Annotated in this window: 14 protein-coding genes; 6 read left to right on the top strand and 8 right to left on the bottom strand. The window is 70.5% G+C overall.

What is annotated here, in order from left to right; translation table 11 throughout:
- Positions 1-98: 98 nt before the first annotated feature.
- From ACZ63E_RS15545 to ACZ63E_RS15560, 4 genes are all read right to left on the bottom strand, one after another.
- Positions 99-1,130 (bottom strand): trypsin-like serine peptidase, encoded by a 1,032-nt coding sequence (locus ACZ63E_RS15545; RefSeq protein WP_465336577.1) that lies wholly within the window; start codon positions 1,128-1,130, stop codon positions 99-101.
- A 96-nt stretch (positions 1,131-1,226) separates the two neighbouring features.
- Entirely contained in the window at positions 1,227-1,496 is a 270-nt protein-coding gene (locus ACZ63E_RS15550) for a helix-turn-helix domain-containing protein (protein ID WP_465336578.1), read from the bottom strand.
- A gap of 63 nt (positions 1,497-1,559) precedes the next feature.
- Positions 1,560-1,769, bottom strand: coding sequence for a hypothetical protein (locus ACZ63E_RS15555; protein ID WP_465336579.1), 210 nt, complete (start codon positions 1,767-1,769; stop codon positions 1,560-1,562).
- Between the two features lie 57 nt (positions 1,770-1,826).
- Positions 1,827-2,702 carry an esterase/lipase family protein gene (locus ACZ63E_RS15560; RefSeq protein ID WP_465336580.1) on the bottom strand — a complete coding sequence of 292 codons (876 nt, stop codon included), beginning with the start codon at positions 2,700-2,702 and terminating at the stop codon, positions 1,827-1,829.
- Between the two features lie 117 nt (positions 2,703-2,819).
- Here ACZ63E_RS15560 and ACZ63E_RS15565 point away from each other — a divergent pair, with 117 nt between their 5' ends.
- Positions 2,820-3,938, top strand: coding sequence for a PucR family transcriptional regulator (locus tag ACZ63E_RS15565; RefSeq protein WP_465336581.1), 1,119 nt, complete (start codon positions 2,820-2,822; stop codon positions 3,936-3,938).
- Positions 3,939-4,082: 144 nt separating this feature from the next.
- Entirely contained in the window at positions 4,083-4,508 is a 426-nt protein-coding gene (locus ACZ63E_RS15570; RefSeq protein WP_465336582.1) for a hypothetical protein, read from the top strand.
- Here ACZ63E_RS15570 and ACZ63E_RS15575 read toward each other — a convergent pair.
- From ACZ63E_RS15575 to ACZ63E_RS15585, 3 genes are all read right to left on the bottom strand, one after another.
- Positions 4,490-6,118, bottom strand: a complete 1,629-nt coding sequence (locus ACZ63E_RS15575; protein WP_465336583.1) for a DUF885 domain-containing protein — start codon at positions 6,116-6,118, stop codon at positions 4,490-4,492. The genes ACZ63E_RS15570 and ACZ63E_RS15575 overlap by 19 nt on opposite strands.
- Before the next feature lie 276 nt (positions 6,119-6,394).
- Positions 6,395-8,989 carry a glycoside hydrolase family 3 N-terminal domain-containing protein gene (locus ACZ63E_RS15580; RefSeq protein WP_465336584.1) on the bottom strand — a complete coding sequence of 865 codons (2,595 nt, stop codon included), beginning with the start codon at positions 8,987-8,989 and terminating at the stop codon, positions 6,395-6,397.
- Positions 8,990-9,240: 251 nt separating this feature from the next.
- Complete coding sequence (locus ACZ63E_RS15585) at positions 9,241-9,738, bottom strand: DUF2199 domain-containing protein (protein WP_465336585.1); 498 nt, start codon at positions 9,736-9,738, stop codon at positions 9,241-9,243.
- An 86-nt stretch (positions 9,739-9,824) separates the two neighbouring features.
- Between ACZ63E_RS15585 and ACZ63E_RS15590 the strand changes: the two genes are divergently transcribed.
- Complete coding sequence (locus ACZ63E_RS15590) at positions 9,825-11,051, top strand: pentapeptide repeat-containing protein (protein ID WP_465336586.1); 1,227 nt, start codon at positions 9,825-9,827, stop codon at positions 11,049-11,051.
- A gap of 5 nt (positions 11,052-11,056) precedes the next feature.
- Here the strand turns inward: ACZ63E_RS15590 and ACZ63E_RS15595 are convergent, their stop codons facing one another.
- The gene (locus ACZ63E_RS15595) at positions 11,057-11,590 is read right to left on the bottom strand and encodes an Lrp/AsnC family transcriptional regulator (protein WP_465336587.1); all 534 of its coding nucleotides are present in this window, start codon (positions 11,588-11,590) and stop codon (positions 11,057-11,059) included.
- 77 nt (positions 11,591-11,667) lie between these two features.
- Between ACZ63E_RS15595 and pdhA the strand changes: the two genes are divergently transcribed.
- Genes pdhA through ACZ63E_RS15610 form a run of 3 tightly spaced genes read left to right on the top strand, consistent with a single transcriptional unit; the run spans position 11,668 to position 14,904 of the window.
- Complete coding sequence (gene pdhA / locus ACZ63E_RS15600; RefSeq protein ID WP_465336588.1) at positions 11,668-12,738, top strand: pyruvate dehydrogenase (acetyl-transferring) E1 component subunit alpha; 1,071 nt, start codon at positions 11,668-11,670, stop codon at positions 12,736-12,738.
- The gene (locus tag ACZ63E_RS15605; RefSeq protein ID WP_465336589.1) at positions 12,738-13,733 is read left to right on the top strand and encodes an alpha-ketoacid dehydrogenase subunit beta; all 996 of its coding nucleotides are present in this window, start codon (positions 12,738-12,740) and stop codon (positions 13,731-13,733) included. Before pdhA ends, ACZ63E_RS15605 begins: the two co-directional genes overlap by 1 nt.
- Entirely contained in the window at positions 13,726-14,904 is a 1,179-nt protein-coding gene (locus ACZ63E_RS15610; RefSeq protein ID WP_465336590.1) for a dihydrolipoamide acetyltransferase family protein, read from the top strand. Before ACZ63E_RS15605 ends, ACZ63E_RS15610 begins: the two co-directional genes overlap by 8 nt.
- Positions 14,905-14,907: the final 3 nt, after the last annotated feature.

Here is a 14,907-nt window from a genome sequence, read left to right on the forward strand (position 1 = left end):
CCGTCGTCCGGACCCTTCTCCCCCTCTTCTTCTCTCCCTTCCTTTTGCCCCCCCCCCCCCCCCCCCCCCCCCCCCCCCCCCCCCCCCCCGCGGAGGGGTCAGGCGGCTTGCTGGGCGTTGTAGACGTTGATCGCCGCGTCGCCGAAGTGCGGGCTGCGCTCCTCGTCGGAGTTGTCGTCGGAGTGGTGGCTCACGTTGCCGACGAGGTAGCCCCAGCCGCGGGCGAGCTGCAGGTCGTCGAGCCAGGGGCCGCCGCTCGCGCCGTGGCCCTGGTCGCAGTGGATCGCCTCCTGGTCGGGCTGGAACGGCCAGATCCCCGGGCGCCACGTCGTCCCGGTGCAGTAGCGCAGCTGCTGCCCGGTGATGCCGGTGCGGGCCGGGTGCGTGTCGAACGGGTAGCCGAACTCGTAGACGTTCCAGTCGTAACCCTGGCCGAACTTGTAGCCCTGCCAGCCGGTCGCGTTCGCGACGCTCACACCGCTGCCGTTCGGCCACAGCGAGATGGCCGCGAAGTCGTAGTCGCTGTCCTTGCCGTCGAAGTAGCCGTTCGGTGTGGACAACGACTTCCAGGTCCACCGGCCCAGCGGCTCGCCGGAGCCGGCGTAGTCCGGGACGAAGACGAAGTTGCTGTACCAGTGCTTCGCGCCGTCGGTGACGCAGTGCCCGGCGGTCCAGACCATGCTGCGGTTGGCGGAGTTGATCACGCTGGCGGTGCACTGGTGACCGCCGTCGGGCTCGTCGAAGTAGAGCTTGCCGACGGTCGACGCGGGCATCTGGCCGTGTGCGGTCCAGACCCCCGACTGGCTGAGCGAGGTGAGCGCGGGCGGGCCCTGCGGTGCGGACTTCGGTCCCGCCGCGCCCGGCGCGGACGTCGCCGGCAGGACGTGGGTCTGCGGTTCGGCGCCGTGCCGCTCGGCGGGCACGTCGGCCGGCTTGGCCGCGCGCATCCGCTCGGGTGTCCACTGGCTCAGGACGTCCTTCGCGGGTGTGGTCGCCTGCTGGACGACCGCCGCGGATGCCTTGCCGGGCACCGCGTCGGCCGTCGTCGCGGCTTGCGCCGTGCCGTGGACCAGCATTCCCCCGAGCACTACGACGGCAAGGACCGCCCCTGCCGATCGGGTACGTCTCACTGGGCACCTCCGGATTCCCCCGGGCGGTGGTCCCGCCCGGCAGCCAGCCTCCCGCCGCGCGCCGGGCGGCGACACTGGACCTTGGAGTTGCGCCGTTCAGGGGAGACCGGGGTGCTCCGGCCGGGAGATGAGCAGGCCGGCGACCGAGCCCGCCTGCAGCCGCGACTCGACGCGCAGCTTGATCAAGACGTTGCTGACGTGGAACTTCACGGTGCGCTCGCTGATGCCCAGCCGGCGCGCGATGCCGCGGTTGGACAGGCCGTGGCCGAGCAGGACGAGGATTTCGTGTTCCCGCCGGCTGAGCCTCCCGACGCGTTCGAGGACCTGGCTCCGCCGGTGTTCGAGTGCCACGAAGTCGTCGTTCATGTCATCCCCCCAAGCCGGAAAACCCGCACCGAGAAGAGGGGGCAGGCGGGGGCGCAGATACGCCTAGTCGTCCGGACCGCTCTGGTGGCGCATGTTTTCGTCGGCCTGCCGGATGCGGTCGGGCGTCCAGTGGCGGTCGACCTCGGCCGGGTCCTGGGGGTTGGTGTGCACCACCGGGGTTTCGGGACCGGGTTGCCTCGCGGCGGCGCCGATCCCGGCCGCCGCGAGACCCGCGACCACGGCGAGCACGACGAACGCTTTTTTCCGGGACATGGGAACCACCCCTCCGCCGCGGCAAGAATACCAGCGGGAAAGGACGGGCAGGCCGCGTCAGCCGGGTGAGCCCACCGCGCAGACCTTGATCGGCGCCGCGTGCGCCGGGTCGAGGGCGTTGCGAACCAGATGCCAAACGTTGAGGTCGTACGCCTCGCCGATGTGGCCGACCGGATCGAACGGGCACGAGTCCTGGACGTAGATGTTGTGCACCCCCGGCTCGCGGATGAACGACGTCTCCGTCGGGGTCACCAGCTCGTCGTAGCGCGAGGTGATGATCGTGTAGCCGATGCCGGGCTGGGCGACCGGGCCGCTGTTGAGGGCGACGATCGCCGCGCCGCCGTCCAGCTCGTCGGCGAAGATCGGGAGGCCGATCGTCTTCACGATCGTGTCCCAGGTGCTCTTGCCGAGCACGGTGTAGGCCAGCGTCAGGAGCCCGGACGCGTTGGCGCCGTGGGTCGGCGGCGCGATCGCGACGACCTGGCCGATCTCGCTCTGGATGCCCTGCATCTTGGCCAGGTAGATCGACTGGAGACCGCCTTCGGAGTGCCCGACGACGTCGACCTTGGCCGCGCCGGTCGCCGCGCGGACCTTCTCGACGAAGTTCTTGATCTCCAGCGACGACTCCGCGACCGGCTTGAGGCCGCCGACGAACGGGAACTGCGGGTAGGCGCCGTAGGTCAGCGAGAACGTGCAGTACCCGCGCGCGGCGAGGTCGGCCTGCAGGAAGTTGAGGTCTTCGTAGTAGGTGGCGAAGGTGCCGTGGAGCAGCACGACCGGGTTCGGGTGGGCGGCGCTCGGGCGGCAGCCGAAGTTGTTGTTCCCGCCGCTGGTCGCGGCCTGGGCCGGGGCCGCCGCGCCCAGGGCCAGCAGGCCCGCGATCCCGAGTCCGGCCAGCCATCGTTTTGTTCCCCGCGCCATTCCTCGCGCCATTGCGAAGTCCCTTCGTCTGGTTGCTATGCACAGCATGAACCACACAATCAAGGCTGTCTGCTGGCAGAACGCGCAGAAACTTGCCGTGGCCGTTTGTGCATGGTGACAATACCGGGCATGGATGCCGTCGACCGGTTGTTCCCTCGGACGGGTGAGATCGCCACCGCGATGATCACGCGGTGTGCCGCCGAGATCCCGGCGTACCGGCTGCTGCCGGAGAGCGTGCTGGCCGGCGACCTGGTCGCGAACGCGCGGGCGGTGTTCGAGCTGTTCCTGACCACGGTCGCCGAGGACCGGCGGCCGACCGAGGACGAGCTGGCGCTGCCGATCGTGTGGGGCGCCGAGCGGGCGCGGGACGGCCTGCCGCTGGAGGCCGTGCTGAAGATCTACCCGCTCGCCGCCGGTGTCGCGTGGGAGCAGGCCGACGGCGACCGCGCGGTGCTCGGCGCGCGGATGCTGGACTTCCTCGGCGAGGTGATGCCGCGGGTCGCGTCGGCGTACCTGCGCGAGCGCGACGCCCTCGACTGGGAGCGGCGGGAGGACCGCCAGAACCTCGCGGCCAGCCTGCTCGCCGGCCGCCCGGTGCGCCACCGCGAGCTCGCGCCGAGCTACGACGTCGTGGTGTTCCACCTGCCGCTGCGGCCCGCGCCCCCGGATTCCCGTGAGGCGACGGACCTCTTCCGCGCGATCCGGTCCGATTTGGATGGTCAGGCGGGTGTCCTGGTGACGTTCAAGGGGGACGGCGGCGTGCTGCTGGTCCCGTCGGCGTCCTCGGTGGACGAGGTCGCGGCGCGGGTGGACGTCCTCTGCGGCCGCTCGTGCGTCGCGGCGGCGGCCCGCGCGGGTGCGCTCGAAGACATTCCCGCGGCGCATTCCGAAGCCGTGGAAATCTTGGCGCTGGCGGAAAGCCTCCGCCGTCCGCCGCGGTTGTACCGGCTGGCCGACCTGGCGATCGAATACCAGCTGGCCCGGCCGAGCCCGGCGCGGGAAGCGCTCGCCGCGATTCTTTTGCCGCTGGAAGACCATCCGCACCTGATCGACGCGTTGCGCGCGTTCGTGACGTCGGGCTACAACCGCGGCGAAGCGGCGACGGCGTTGAACATCCACCGCAACACGTTGACCTACCGCCTCGGCCGCATCCAGCTGATCACGGGTTACGACGCAACCCGGCCGGCGGACGCCCGCCACCTGGCCGCGGCGATGACGGCTTACGACATCAGCCGCCAGAACGGGTGAATGTCACGGTATAACGTTCGCGTCGCGATTCCCCCGGATCAAGTGCGCTTTCCGCTGCCCACCCGATTCCTGGTGCGGACACGGAAAAAGCCGATCGTGGTCGCTCGCCGGCAGCCACCTGACCCGGACGAAATGAGCCAGCCCATGCGCATCCTCCGCGCGACCGCCGCCCTCTCCGCCGTTCTCGCGCTGGCCGCCTGCGGCCTGCCGCGCACCGTTGCCGGGAGTCCCGCTCAGGCGCCCGCCACCGCGACCGTCACCGCCGCCGCCACGCCCACCGTCACCGTCGCGCCGCCGCAGACCGTTGTCGTGCAGCCGCCGCAAACCGTTGTCGTCGCGCCGAAAGCCGTTGCTTCGAACCAGTGGTACGCGCAGCCGGGCTGGATCGCCGCGCAGCCGTGGATCACCATCACCCCTTCGGCCGGGCAGACGCCGTGCCAGTGGCTCCACGCCCGCGGGTACTCCTACGCGCAGGCGTACGCCGCCTGGGCGCAGAACGGGTATCCCGCCGGCTGGTCCGCCACCAACGACGGTTACCCGTGCCAGAAGTCCTACGGCATGCAGCACTGACCGGCCCACGCGCGGACGACGTCGTCGAGCACCTTCAGCGGCAGCTGCCCGCCGCCGAGCACCACGCCGTGGAAGTCCTTGAGGGAGAACGCATCCCCGAGCGTCTCCGACGCGAACCGGCGCAGGCGCAGGATTTCCAGGCGGCCGGTCATGTAGGCCAGCGCCTGGCCCGGCGACTCGATGTACCGGTCCGTTTCGGACTGCACCTCGACCTCGCTCAACACCGTGTGCGCACGCAGGAACTCGACGCACTGCTCACGCGTCCACCGCAGCGCGTGCAAACCGGTGTCCACGACCAGGCGCGCCGCGCGCAGCGAGTCCTCCGCCACCATGCCGAGGCGCATCAGGTCGCTGGAGAAGAGACCCATTTCGTCGGCGAGCCGTTCGGTGTAGAGCGCCCAGCCCTCGCTGTAGGCGGTGATCATCGCGATGCGCCGCAGCTGCGGCAACCCGGTCAGCTCCTGCGTCAGCGACTCCGCGAAGTGGTGTCCCGGCACGGCTTCGTGGAACGCCACGGTCTCGGCGATGAACCGGTCGCGCGTGCGCACCTCGTGGGTGTTGGTGTAGTAGACGCCCGGGCGGGAGCCGTCGAGGGCGGGTGGCAGGTAGTACGCGGGCGCGGCGACCGGCGCTTCCGCGTCCGGGACCGCCCGCACGACACACTCGGCGGCCGGCACGCGGGGAAACCAGCCCGGCGCGGCGGCGGTCGCGCGGGCGACGGCCGAGCGTGCGGTCTCGAGCATCTCCTCGGCGTCGCGCCAGCGGAGGCTCTCGTCGGTCCGCAGCCGGTGGCGGACCTCGACCGGGTCGGTCAGCCCGAAGACCCGGTTGCCGAGGTCGGTGAACTCGGCTTGGAGCCCGGCGAGCACGTCGAGGCCCAGCTGGTGGAGTTCCTGCGGTGTGTGGTCGGTGGTCGTGTGCATGCGCGCCAACGCCGTGTAGTGCGCTTCGCCGCCTTCGAGCCAGCAGATCCCCGGCTCGTGGTCGGGCCGGCCGCGGCCGGCCAGCTCGGTCGCGACGAACTCGCGGTAGCGGGCCAGCGCCGGCCGCACCACGTCGGCGACCAGCCGGTCGCGGCGCTCGGCGCGGTCGCCGGTCAACGGCAGGGCGAACGGCTTGTCCTGCGCCAGGAACCGGTCCAGGAACCCGATCGTCGTGTGCGCCATCCGCTCGACGTGCCGGTGCGAGCCGGCGCGCTGGCGCTGGGCCAGCGCGGCGTAGAACGCCGGGAACGCGGCCAGCCGGGCCAGGAAGTCCTCCTCCGCCTGCGCGCCGGACGTCGTGAGCTGCGGCAGGAAGGTCAGGAGGCTGGTCCCGGCCGCGAACATCGGGTCGGCCAAGGTGAACTCGACGTCCCGCGCGTCGAGCCGCGCCAGCATCGCCTCGGCCTGCTGGACGACCACGCCGAGCGTCACGCGGTCGGCGTCGGGCGAGACCCGCGCCCGCGCCAGGACATCGGCGGCACGGGCGCGCAGCCGCGCCTGGCCGGCCTCGCTCGGATCGCCCAGCTCGGCGTCGTGCCCAGGGACGCCGACGAAGGTCGCCTCGAGCGGGGACCAGGTGGCCAGGACGTCGACGAGCTCGTCCGCGAGCGCGGAAGCAGAAGTCATCCGGTCATTGTGTCGGCGCGCTCACCCTCGATCGAGGGGATTTCGCACCGGGGCGAGCGCGAGCTCGCGCGAGAGCGCCAGCGCGGCGGCCCGGACCACCTCGTGGCCACGCTGTCCCGCGGCAACCCGTAGAAGGTGCTCTTTCGCGATCTGGCTCGAGCGGAGGTGGTGGCGCGGCTGACGCGCTCGGAGCTGTCCGAACGCGCGCTGAGCGTGGCGATGAACGCCGGAACGTAGACCGGGCCGGGAGCTTCGCGCTCCCGGCCCGGCCGGCACCTAGGTCAAACTCGAACAAGGTCTCGCATCAGGATCCTTCGCCCCGTTGGGGACCCACCGCACGTTCGCGAACGACGCCTGGAACGCGGCGTCGGTGTAGACCAGGAACGGCGTGTTGATGTGCTCGAAGTCCAGCCCGTTGTTGAAGCAGGACAACGGGATCTTGACCGTCGTCTTCGGGCCGCCCGCCAGGTCGGTGAACAGCTTCGTCGCGTTCACCTCCGAGAAGCACGGGTAGACGCAGTGCATGCTGATCACCGTCCGGTTGACCGGCGCCTGCTGGACGGTCGTGTCGAACTCCAGCGCCCCGTCCGCGTTCAGGTAGCTGCGCAGGTCGTTCGTGCCCGTCGGGTTCTGCAGGTACAGCTGGGCCGCGCCGGTGCCCGTCCAGGTCGCCTTCAGGCCGTCACCCTGCACGTTGACGTCGGTCGGGACGGTGTTGATCTCGGGGTGGTCGGCCGCGCCGTCCGGGCCGATCTCCGTGCCGCCCCAGTTCGAGGCCGAGCCGATGAAGCTCTTATACGGCGCGACGTCGGTCCGGTCGAAGATCGACAGGTCCTCGGTTGCCGTCCCGCCGCCACCGGTGGACCCGCAGGTCGCCGGGCCGGGGGTCTCGTCCAGCTGGCCGATCGTGACGCGCTGGCCGGTCTTGAGGCCGTAACCCAGCTTGAACAGCGGGTCGTAGTCCGGCGACCACGGGTTGAGCGGCGACTGGCACGCGCTCTTCGGCCACGAGTAGGACAGCTTGGCCGTGTACCCGCCGTTGACGTCCTTGCCCTTGACCATCAGGTCCGCGACGCCGCCGCCCTCGGAGCCGGGCAGCCAGGCCGCCACGAACGCGTCGGAGCGGTTGATCTCCTTGTTCATGTACAGCGGGCGGCCGCCGACGTAGACGGTGGCGACCGGGGTGCCCTTGCCGCTGACCTTGTCCAGCACGGCGAGGTCCTCGGGGTAGAGCTTCGACGCCTCGAGCGTCTTGCGGGTCAGGTCGCCGACACCCTCGGCGTACGGCGTCTCGCCGATGACCGCGATGACCGCGTCGTAACCCTTCGGGTCGGTGTTGCCGGTGGCGTCGAAGGTGACGTTGGCGTCCCCGAGGTCCTCCTTGAGCCCCGCGAGGATCGAGGTGGCGTTCGGGAAGTCGGCGTTCGTGTTGCCGGTGCCCTGCCAGCTCAGCGTCCAGCCGCCGGTCTGGTTCGAGATGCTGTCGGCGCTCTTGCCGACCACCAGGACCTTCGACTTCGGCTTGAGCGGCAGCACGTTGCCGTTGTTCTTCAGCAGCACCTGCGACTCGCGGGCGGCCGCGCGGGCCAGCTGGTGGTCGGTCAGCGCCTCGGCCGACTCGGCGAACGAGCGGTCCGACGGCGCCTGGGCCTCGAACAGCCCGTCACGCAGCTTGACGCGCAGGATGCGGGTCACCGCGTCGTCGATCCGGGCCATCGGGATCTGGCCGTTCTGCACCTGGGCGATCGTGTTGGTGATGAACGCCTTCCAGTCGGCGGGCACCATCACGATGTCGATGCCGGCGTTGATCGCCTGCGGGCAGGAGGAGTTGGTGCAGCCGGTGACCTGGCCGATGCCGTTCCAGTCGGACACGACGAGGCCGTCGAAGCCCATCTTGCCCTTGAGGATCTGGTTCAGCGCCTTGTCGCTGCCGTGCAGCTTGCCCTCGTTGATGCCGAGGTCGGTGTTGGTCCAGCTGTTGAACGACACCATCACGGTCTGGGTGCCGGCGGCGAGCGCGCCGTAGTAGCCCTGGCCGTGGATGTTGATCATGTCGGCTTCGGAGGAGGGGTTGACGCCCTGGTCCTGGCCCTTGAGCGTGCCGCCGTCGCCGATGAAGTGCTTGGCGGTGGCGATGACGCCGCTGGAGCCGATGCGCTTGGTGGCTTCGTCCTGGAGGCCGTCGATGGCCTCGTAGCCGTAGGCGCGGGTGATGCGCGGGTCCTCGGAGAAGCCTTCGTAGGTGCGGCCCCAGCGGTCGTCCTGGACGACGGCGAGGGTCGGCGAGAACGCCCAGTCCTGCCCGGTGGCGCGGATCTGCCGCGCGGTGGCGGCGGCGACGTCGCGGGCCAGGCACGGGTCGTGCGCCGCGCCGAGGCCGATGTTGTGCGGGAAGACGGTGGCGCCGTAGACGTTGTTGTTGCCGTGCACGGCGTCGATGCCCCAGATGACGGGGATCTTCGTGCGGCTCGACTTGGAGGCGTACCAGTAGGCGTCGGCGAGGTTCAGCCAGTCCTGCTGGGTGGCGTGCTTGTTGGCGCCCGGCCACGCGCCGCCGCCGTTGAGGACGGAGCCGATGGCGTACTGCTTCACCTCGGCGGGGGTGATCGAGGTGATCTCGGGCTGCGTCATCTGCCCGACCTTCTCCTCCAGGGTCATCCCGGAGACGATCTGGGCGATGCGCGCCTCGTCACCGGCCTTGCCCTTGAACCGGCTGTCGACCTTGGGCCAGTCCGCGAGGGTGGGCAGGCTCGGCTCGATCTTGGCGCAGCCGTACTTGTCCTTGGCGGGCTGCCCGATGACGGGCTGCTCCGCGGCTTGGGCCGCTTGGGGGATCGCCTGCGCGACTCCGCCCAGCAGGCTGAGGCTCATCAGGGTGACGAGCGAACTTCGGCGCGCACGGGACCACGCGCGGGATCTTCTGGCCATGGTCTGGTCCATTCTGCGATGAACGGCGGACCGGCCGATCCTCACCGGGCGAAGGGGACGGCGTCAATAGTTTCGGACGCTTGCGGGGCAAGTTAATTCTCGACATAAAATAAGAGTCGCCCGGTGGTTGGGCGCGTCTAGCGGGTGTGGTGCTTGCGGTCAAGGGTGCGGCCGGGCAGACGTCTTGCCCGGGATCACGGGTGCTGCAGCATCTCCGCGATCGCCTGCACCCGGACCAGCGTGATCCCGCCCCGCTGCTCGATGGCGAGCGGGTGCCCGGTCGGCTCCACCTCGACGAGCGGCCGCTCACCCGGCGGCCGTGTGTGCAGGTTGGTCTTGAGGTTCAGGGTGCCGGGCTCGTAGCCGGGCAGCTCGGTCGTGAGCCACCCGAAGTACGGCGGTTCGCTCACCCGGTCCGGACGGTCCCAGACTTCCTGCGCGCGGAAGAAGTTGTCCTTGCTCACCGAAACCCAGACACCCCACTCGAAGTCGGTGTCGGCGTCGAGGACCGGCAGCACCAGGCGGCCGCGGAGAAAGAAGTGCTCACCGCCGATCACGCAGCGTTCGGGTTCGAGGACGCTGTCCGGAAGGCCGTCCTGCCAGAAAGCCGGCGCTGGAGCGCTGTAGGCGAAGGGGAGTTCGTCGTGTCTCTCGCCGCAGCAGGTGCAGGTGTACCCCAGGTCGGTCGTCATGGCGACAGAGTAGGGGGCACGAGCCGAGGGCTGCCCCGACCGGGCGAACTTCCGGTGCTCGCCCCGAAAACTGCGATGCTGGAACGATGGCGGATGGTTCAGGGGGAAACCGGCTGCTCTCGAACCGGACGATCGGCGTTTCGGCGGTCGTGCTGGTCCTCGTCGCCGCGGCGGCGTGCTGGGTGCTGCTCTCGCTCTACGGCCAGGGGACCGACGCCGACAAGGCACGGCTGGAAAGCGTCCGGACCGTCGGCACGATCGTCCTCGGCGCGGGCGGCTTCATCGCCTTGCTGCCGGCTGCCCGGCGGCAGCAGACGGCCGAGCAGGACGTGGCCACCAAGCGGAACGACCTCCTCCTGCGTGAGCAGGCCAACGAGGACGCTCGCCACGACGCCGCGGAGCGGCGGATCAGCGATCTCTACCTCAAAGCGGTTGAACAGCTGGGCGCGGAGAAGGCGCCCGTCCGGCTGGCCGGGCTGTACGCCCTGGAGCGGCTCGCGCAGGACAACCACGCTCACCGGCAGACCATCGTCAACGTGATCAGCGCGTACCTGCGGATGCCGTACGACCCGCCGGCCGAGGGCGCCGAGGAGCCCGGCCGGGCCTGCCTGGAGGAGCGCGAGGTGCGGGTCACCGCCCAGCAGATCCTCACCGACCACGTCGCTCCGGCCGGGGCCGACCGGGCCCGGTTCTGGGCGGACCTCGATCTGGACCTGGGCGGCGCCGTGCTGATCGACCTGAAGCTCCACGACTGCTCGTTGCGGAACGCGAACTTCGCGCGGGCCAGGTTCGTCGGGCAAGCTTCCCTGCTGGGCATCAAGTTCCACGGGAGCACGAGGTTCGACGACGCGGTGTTCGAGGGTGAGGCGTGGTTCGCGGAGGCGGAGTTCTCCGACAGCACCCGGTTCGACGGCGTCACTTTCCTCCGGGACGCGAGGTTCGACGAAGCCAGGTTCTTCGGGGCGACTGTGTTCCGCGACGCGCGGTTCCAAGGCTTCGCGCGGTTCGAGAAGGCCGAGTTCGCGGGCAAGGCCATCTTCAGCAAGGCCACGTTCGCCGGCGGCTCGGACTTCTCCCGGGCGAGGTTCGCCGACGAGGCCTACCTGCCGGGGGTCGACTTCGGTCGTGACGCCCGGTTCGTGGAGGTCACCTTCGCCCGGGAAGGCTGGTTCATCAACGTCGAGTTCGGCGGTTACGCCGACTTCAAGGACGTGACGTTCAGTGAGGACGTCCGGTTCGTCGACTGCCTGCTGGACGGTGTTCCCTACAGCCCGCCGGAGTGGAGTCCGCGGCCACCGGACGACTTCGACTGAACGGCTCAGCCGAGGACCGAGCCCGGCAGCTCCTCGAAGATCAGCCAAGTCCGCGTCGACCGGACCCCCTCCAGGGCCTGCAGCCGCTCCAGGACCACGTCCCTCAACGTCGTGTTGTCCGGTGTTCGCACCAGCAGCAGGATGTCGAAGTCGCCGCCGACGAGCGCCACGTGGTCGACGTACGGGATCGCGTGGAGGTCCGTGGCCATCGTGCGCCAGGACGTCTGCTCCACCGTCACCATGATGTACGCCGACGTGCCCAGGCCCGCCCGGCGTGGGTTGATGCGCGCGCCGAAGCCGGTGATCACCCCTTCGGCCATCAGGCGCTCCAACCGCGCGTACGCGTTCGTGCGCGAGATGTGCAGCTTCTCCGCCAGCGCGCGCACCGCCAGGCGGCCGTCCGCGGACAGCTCCGCCAGCATCGCCCGGTCGACCTCGTCGAGGGCCGGGACCGTTCGTCCCGTGAGACCGTCCAGTGGCTGGGAGTCGGAAGACGTATGGTCCGAAGAGGGGCCCGAAGGAGGCCGTTTGTCGCTCATTTCCGCCAACCCTTGAACAGACGACCACCAAGAACCACCATTTCAGCATCATATGTCTGCGAGAGGTGGTGTGCGCCATGGCCGCGGAGACCCTGCTGCCGTCCGTGTCGCCGGTGCGGTTCGTCGCCGAGGACGGGACGCGCGTCGACCAGCACGGCGAGTACGCCGAGCCCACGAAGGACCGGCTGAAAGCCGTCTACCGGCAGATGGTCCTGGGCCGCCGCTTCGACGTCCAGGCGACCGCCCTCACCAAGCAGGGCCGCCTCGCCGTCTACCCCTCCAGCGCCGGCCAGGAGGCCTGCCAGGTCGCCGCCGCGCTCGCGCTCCAGGACAACGACTGGCTCTTCCCGACCTACCGCGACTCCGTCGCCCTCGTCGCGCGCGGCCTGAAGCCCGGCGAAGTCCTGACGCTCCTTCGCGGCGACGCGCACTGCGGCTACAACCCCGTCGAGACGCGCGTAGCGCCCCAGTGCACTCCGCTCGCGACGCAGACCCTGCACGCCGCCGGTCTCGCGCACGCCATGCAGCGACGCGGCGAAGACGCCGTCGCACTCGCGCTCATCGGAGACGGCGCCACCAGCGAAGGCGACTTCCACGAGGCGCTCAACTTCGCCGCCGTCTTCAGGGCGCCCGTGGTGTTCTTCGTGCAGAACAATCGCTACGCTATTTCCGTCCCCTTCGAGAAGCAGAGCGCCGCGCCCGCGTTGGCGTACAAGGGAATCGGTTACGGCATGCGCTCGGAGCAGGTCGACGGCAACGACGCCGTCGCGGTGCTCGCCGTTCTCGACGACGCCGTGAAGCACGCCCGCGAAGGCAAGGGCCCGGTCCTCGTCGAGGCCCACACCTACCGCATCGACGCTCACACCAACGCCGACGACGCCACCCGCTACCGCGACGCGGACGAAGTCGCGAAGTGGCGCGAAGCGGACCCGCTCAAGCGCCTCGAGACCTACCTCGGGGACGCCCTCACCGCGCACGAAATCGAGCTCTGCCACGCCGAAGCCGAAGAGTTCGCCGAGTCCGTCCGCGACACCCTGAACGCCGACGCCGAGCTCGACCCGATGTCGCTGTTCGACCACGTCTACGCCGAGCCGACCCGCCAGCTCGAAGTGCAGCGGGCCGCACTGAAAGCCGAGCTGGAGGCCTGATGACGACCACGATGGCGCAGGCGCTCAACGCCGCCCTGCGGGACGCGCTCAAGGACGACGACCGGGTGCTCGTGTTCGGCGAGGACGTCGGCACGCTCGGCGGCGTCTTCCGGGTCACCGACGGCATCACCGCCGACTTCGGCGAGGACCGCTGCTTCGACACCCCGCTCGCCGAGTCCGGCATCGTCGGGTTCGCCGTCGGGATGGCGATGGGCGGCTTCCGCCCGGTCGTCGAGATGCAGTTCGACGCCTTCGCCTACCCCGCGTTCGAGCAGATCACCTCGCACGTCGCGAAGCTGCGCAACCGCACGCGCGGCGCGCTCTCGCTGCCGATGGTCATCCGGATCCCCTACGCCGGCGGCATCGGCGGCGTCGAGCACCACTGCGACTCCAGCGAGGCCTACTACACGCACACGCCGGGCCTTCGCGTCGTCACGCCGGGCACCGCGCAGGACGCCTACGACCTGCTTCGCGACGCCATCGAGTCGCCGGACCCGGTCGTCTTCCTCGAGCCGAAGGCCCGCTACTGGTCCGGGGAAGAGGTCAGCTTCACGCGCAGCGGCCCGGGCATGGACAAGGCCGTCGTCCGCCGCGAAGGCAAGGACGTCACGCTCATCGCGTACGGCCCGATGGTCGCCACCGCGATGGAAACCGCCGAAGCCGCGAAGGAAGAGGGCTGGGACGTCGAGGTCGTCGACCTGCGCTCGCTGTCGCCGTTCGACGACGAGACCGTGACGGCTTCCGTGCGCCGCACCGGCCGCGCGGTGGTCGTCCACGAGGCCGCCGGCTTCGGCGGGTACGGCGCCGAGGTCGTCGCTCGCGTCACGGAGCAGTGCTTCCACCAGCTGCACGCGCCGGTGCTGCGCGTGACCGGGCTCGACATCCCGTACCCGGCGCCGAAGCTCGAGCGCCACCTGCTCCCGGACGTCGACCGGATCCTCGACACGATCGCGCGCCTGCAGTGGGCCGACACCCCGGTGGTGGCCGGTGCCTGACTTCCTGCTGCCGGACCTCGGCGAAGGCCTGACCGAGGCGGCGATCCTCAACTGGCACGTCACCGTCGGCGACACGGTCAAGATCGACCAGATCGTCGTCGAGGTCGAGACGGCGAAGGCCGCGGTCGAGGTGCCGGTGCCGTTCGCCGGCGTCGTGTCCGCGCTGCACGGCGAGCCGGGGCAGCTGCTGCCGGTCGGCGCGCCGCTGCTGTCCGTCGGCGGGTTCGCCGAACCGGGCGTGACAACATCGAGCGGCAGCGGCAACGTCCTCATCGGCTACGGCACCGCGCCGACGACGCGCCGCAAGCGCGTCCGCCGCGTCGAAGCTCCCGCGCCGAAGGCCAAGGCGCCCGGCGTGATCTCGCCGTTCGTCCGGAAGCTGGCTTCGGACAACGGGATCGACCTCACGACGGTCACCCCGACCGGCCCCGGCGGGATCATCCGCCGGACCGACGTCGAAGCGCTCCTGAAGAAGCCGCAGGCGGAAGGGGAGCGCCGGATCCCGCTGACCGGCGTCCGCAAGGCCGTCGCGACCAAGCTGACGACGTCGCGGCGCGAGATCCCCGAAGCGACGGTGTGGGTGGACGTCGACGCGACCGAGCTGGTCGCCGCCCGCGCGGCCCTCAATGCCAAGACCGACCGGCCGGTGAGCCTGCTCGGGCTGATCGCGCGGTTCACCGTCGCGGGGCTCAAGAAGTTCCCGGAGCTGAACTCCCGCGTCGACGGCGACGAGATCGTCCTGCTGGACAGGATCCACCTCGGTTTCGCCGCGCAGACCGACCGCGGGCTGGTCGTCCCGGTCGTGCGCGACGCAGGCGAACTGTCCACCCGGAACCTCTCGGCGGCGATCGGCGACCGCGCCCGCACCGCCCGCGACGGCAAGCTGCCGCCCGCGGACCTCACCGGCGGCACGTTCACCGTCAACAACTACGGCGTCTTCGGCGTCGACGGCTCGGCCGCGATCATCAACCACCCCGAGGCCGCGATCCTCGGCATCGGCCGGATCATCGACCGGCCGTGGGTGGTCGACGGCGCGCTGGTCGCCCGCAAGATCTGCGAGCTGACGCTGGCCTTCGACCACCGGGTCTGCGACGGCGGCACGGCGGGCGGGTTCCTCCGGTTCGTCGCGGACTGCGTCGAGTCGCCGGTCACGGCGCTGGGCGACCTCTAACGA

The organism is Amycolatopsis sp. NPDC104819, assembly GCF_055583145.1.

Excerpts from the sequence above, each read along its gene's own strand:
- ACZ63E_RS15550 (WP_465336578.1), bottom strand. The coding sequence starts at position 1,496 with ATGAACGACGACTTCGTGGCACTCGAACACCGGCGGAGCCAGGTCCTC.
- ACZ63E_RS15555 (WP_465336579.1), bottom strand. The coding sequence starts at position 1,769 with ATGTCCCGGAAAAAAGCGTTCGTCGTGCTCGCCGTGGTCGCGGGTCTC.
- ACZ63E_RS15560 (WP_465336580.1), bottom strand. The coding sequence starts at position 2,702 with ATGGCGCGAGGAATGGCGCGGGGAACAAAACGATGGCTGGCCGGACTC.
- ACZ63E_RS15565 (WP_465336581.1), top strand. The coding sequence starts at position 2,820 with ATGGATGCCGTCGACCGGTTGTTCCCTCGGACGGGTGAGATCGCCACC.
- ACZ63E_RS15570 (WP_465336582.1), top strand. The coding sequence starts at position 4,083 with ATGCGCATCCTCCGCGCGACCGCCGCCCTCTCCGCCGTTCTCGCGCTG.
- ACZ63E_RS15575 (WP_465336583.1), bottom strand. The coding sequence starts at position 6,118 with ATGACTTCTGCTTCCGCGCTCGCGGACGAGCTCGTCGACGTCCTGGCC.
- ACZ63E_RS15580 (WP_465336584.1), bottom strand. The coding sequence starts at position 8,989 with ATGAGCCTCAGCCTGCTGGGCGGAGTCGCGCAGGCGATCCCCCAAGCG.
- ACZ63E_RS15585 (WP_465336585.1), bottom strand. The coding sequence starts at position 9,738 with ATGACGACCGACCTGGGGTACACCTGCACCTGCTGCGGCGAGAGACAC.
- ACZ63E_RS15590 (WP_465336586.1), top strand. The coding sequence starts at position 9,825 with ATGGCGGATGGTTCAGGGGGAAACCGGCTGCTCTCGAACCGGACGATC.
- ACZ63E_RS15595 (WP_465336587.1), bottom strand. The coding sequence starts at position 11,590 with ATGAGCGACAAACGGCCTCCTTCGGGCCCCTCTTCGGACCATACGTCT.
- pdhA (WP_465336588.1), top strand. The coding sequence starts at position 11,668 with ATGGCCGCGGAGACCCTGCTGCCGTCCGTGTCGCCGGTGCGGTTCGTC.
- ACZ63E_RS15605 (WP_465336589.1), top strand. The coding sequence starts at position 12,738 with ATGACGACCACGATGGCGCAGGCGCTCAACGCCGCCCTGCGGGACGCG.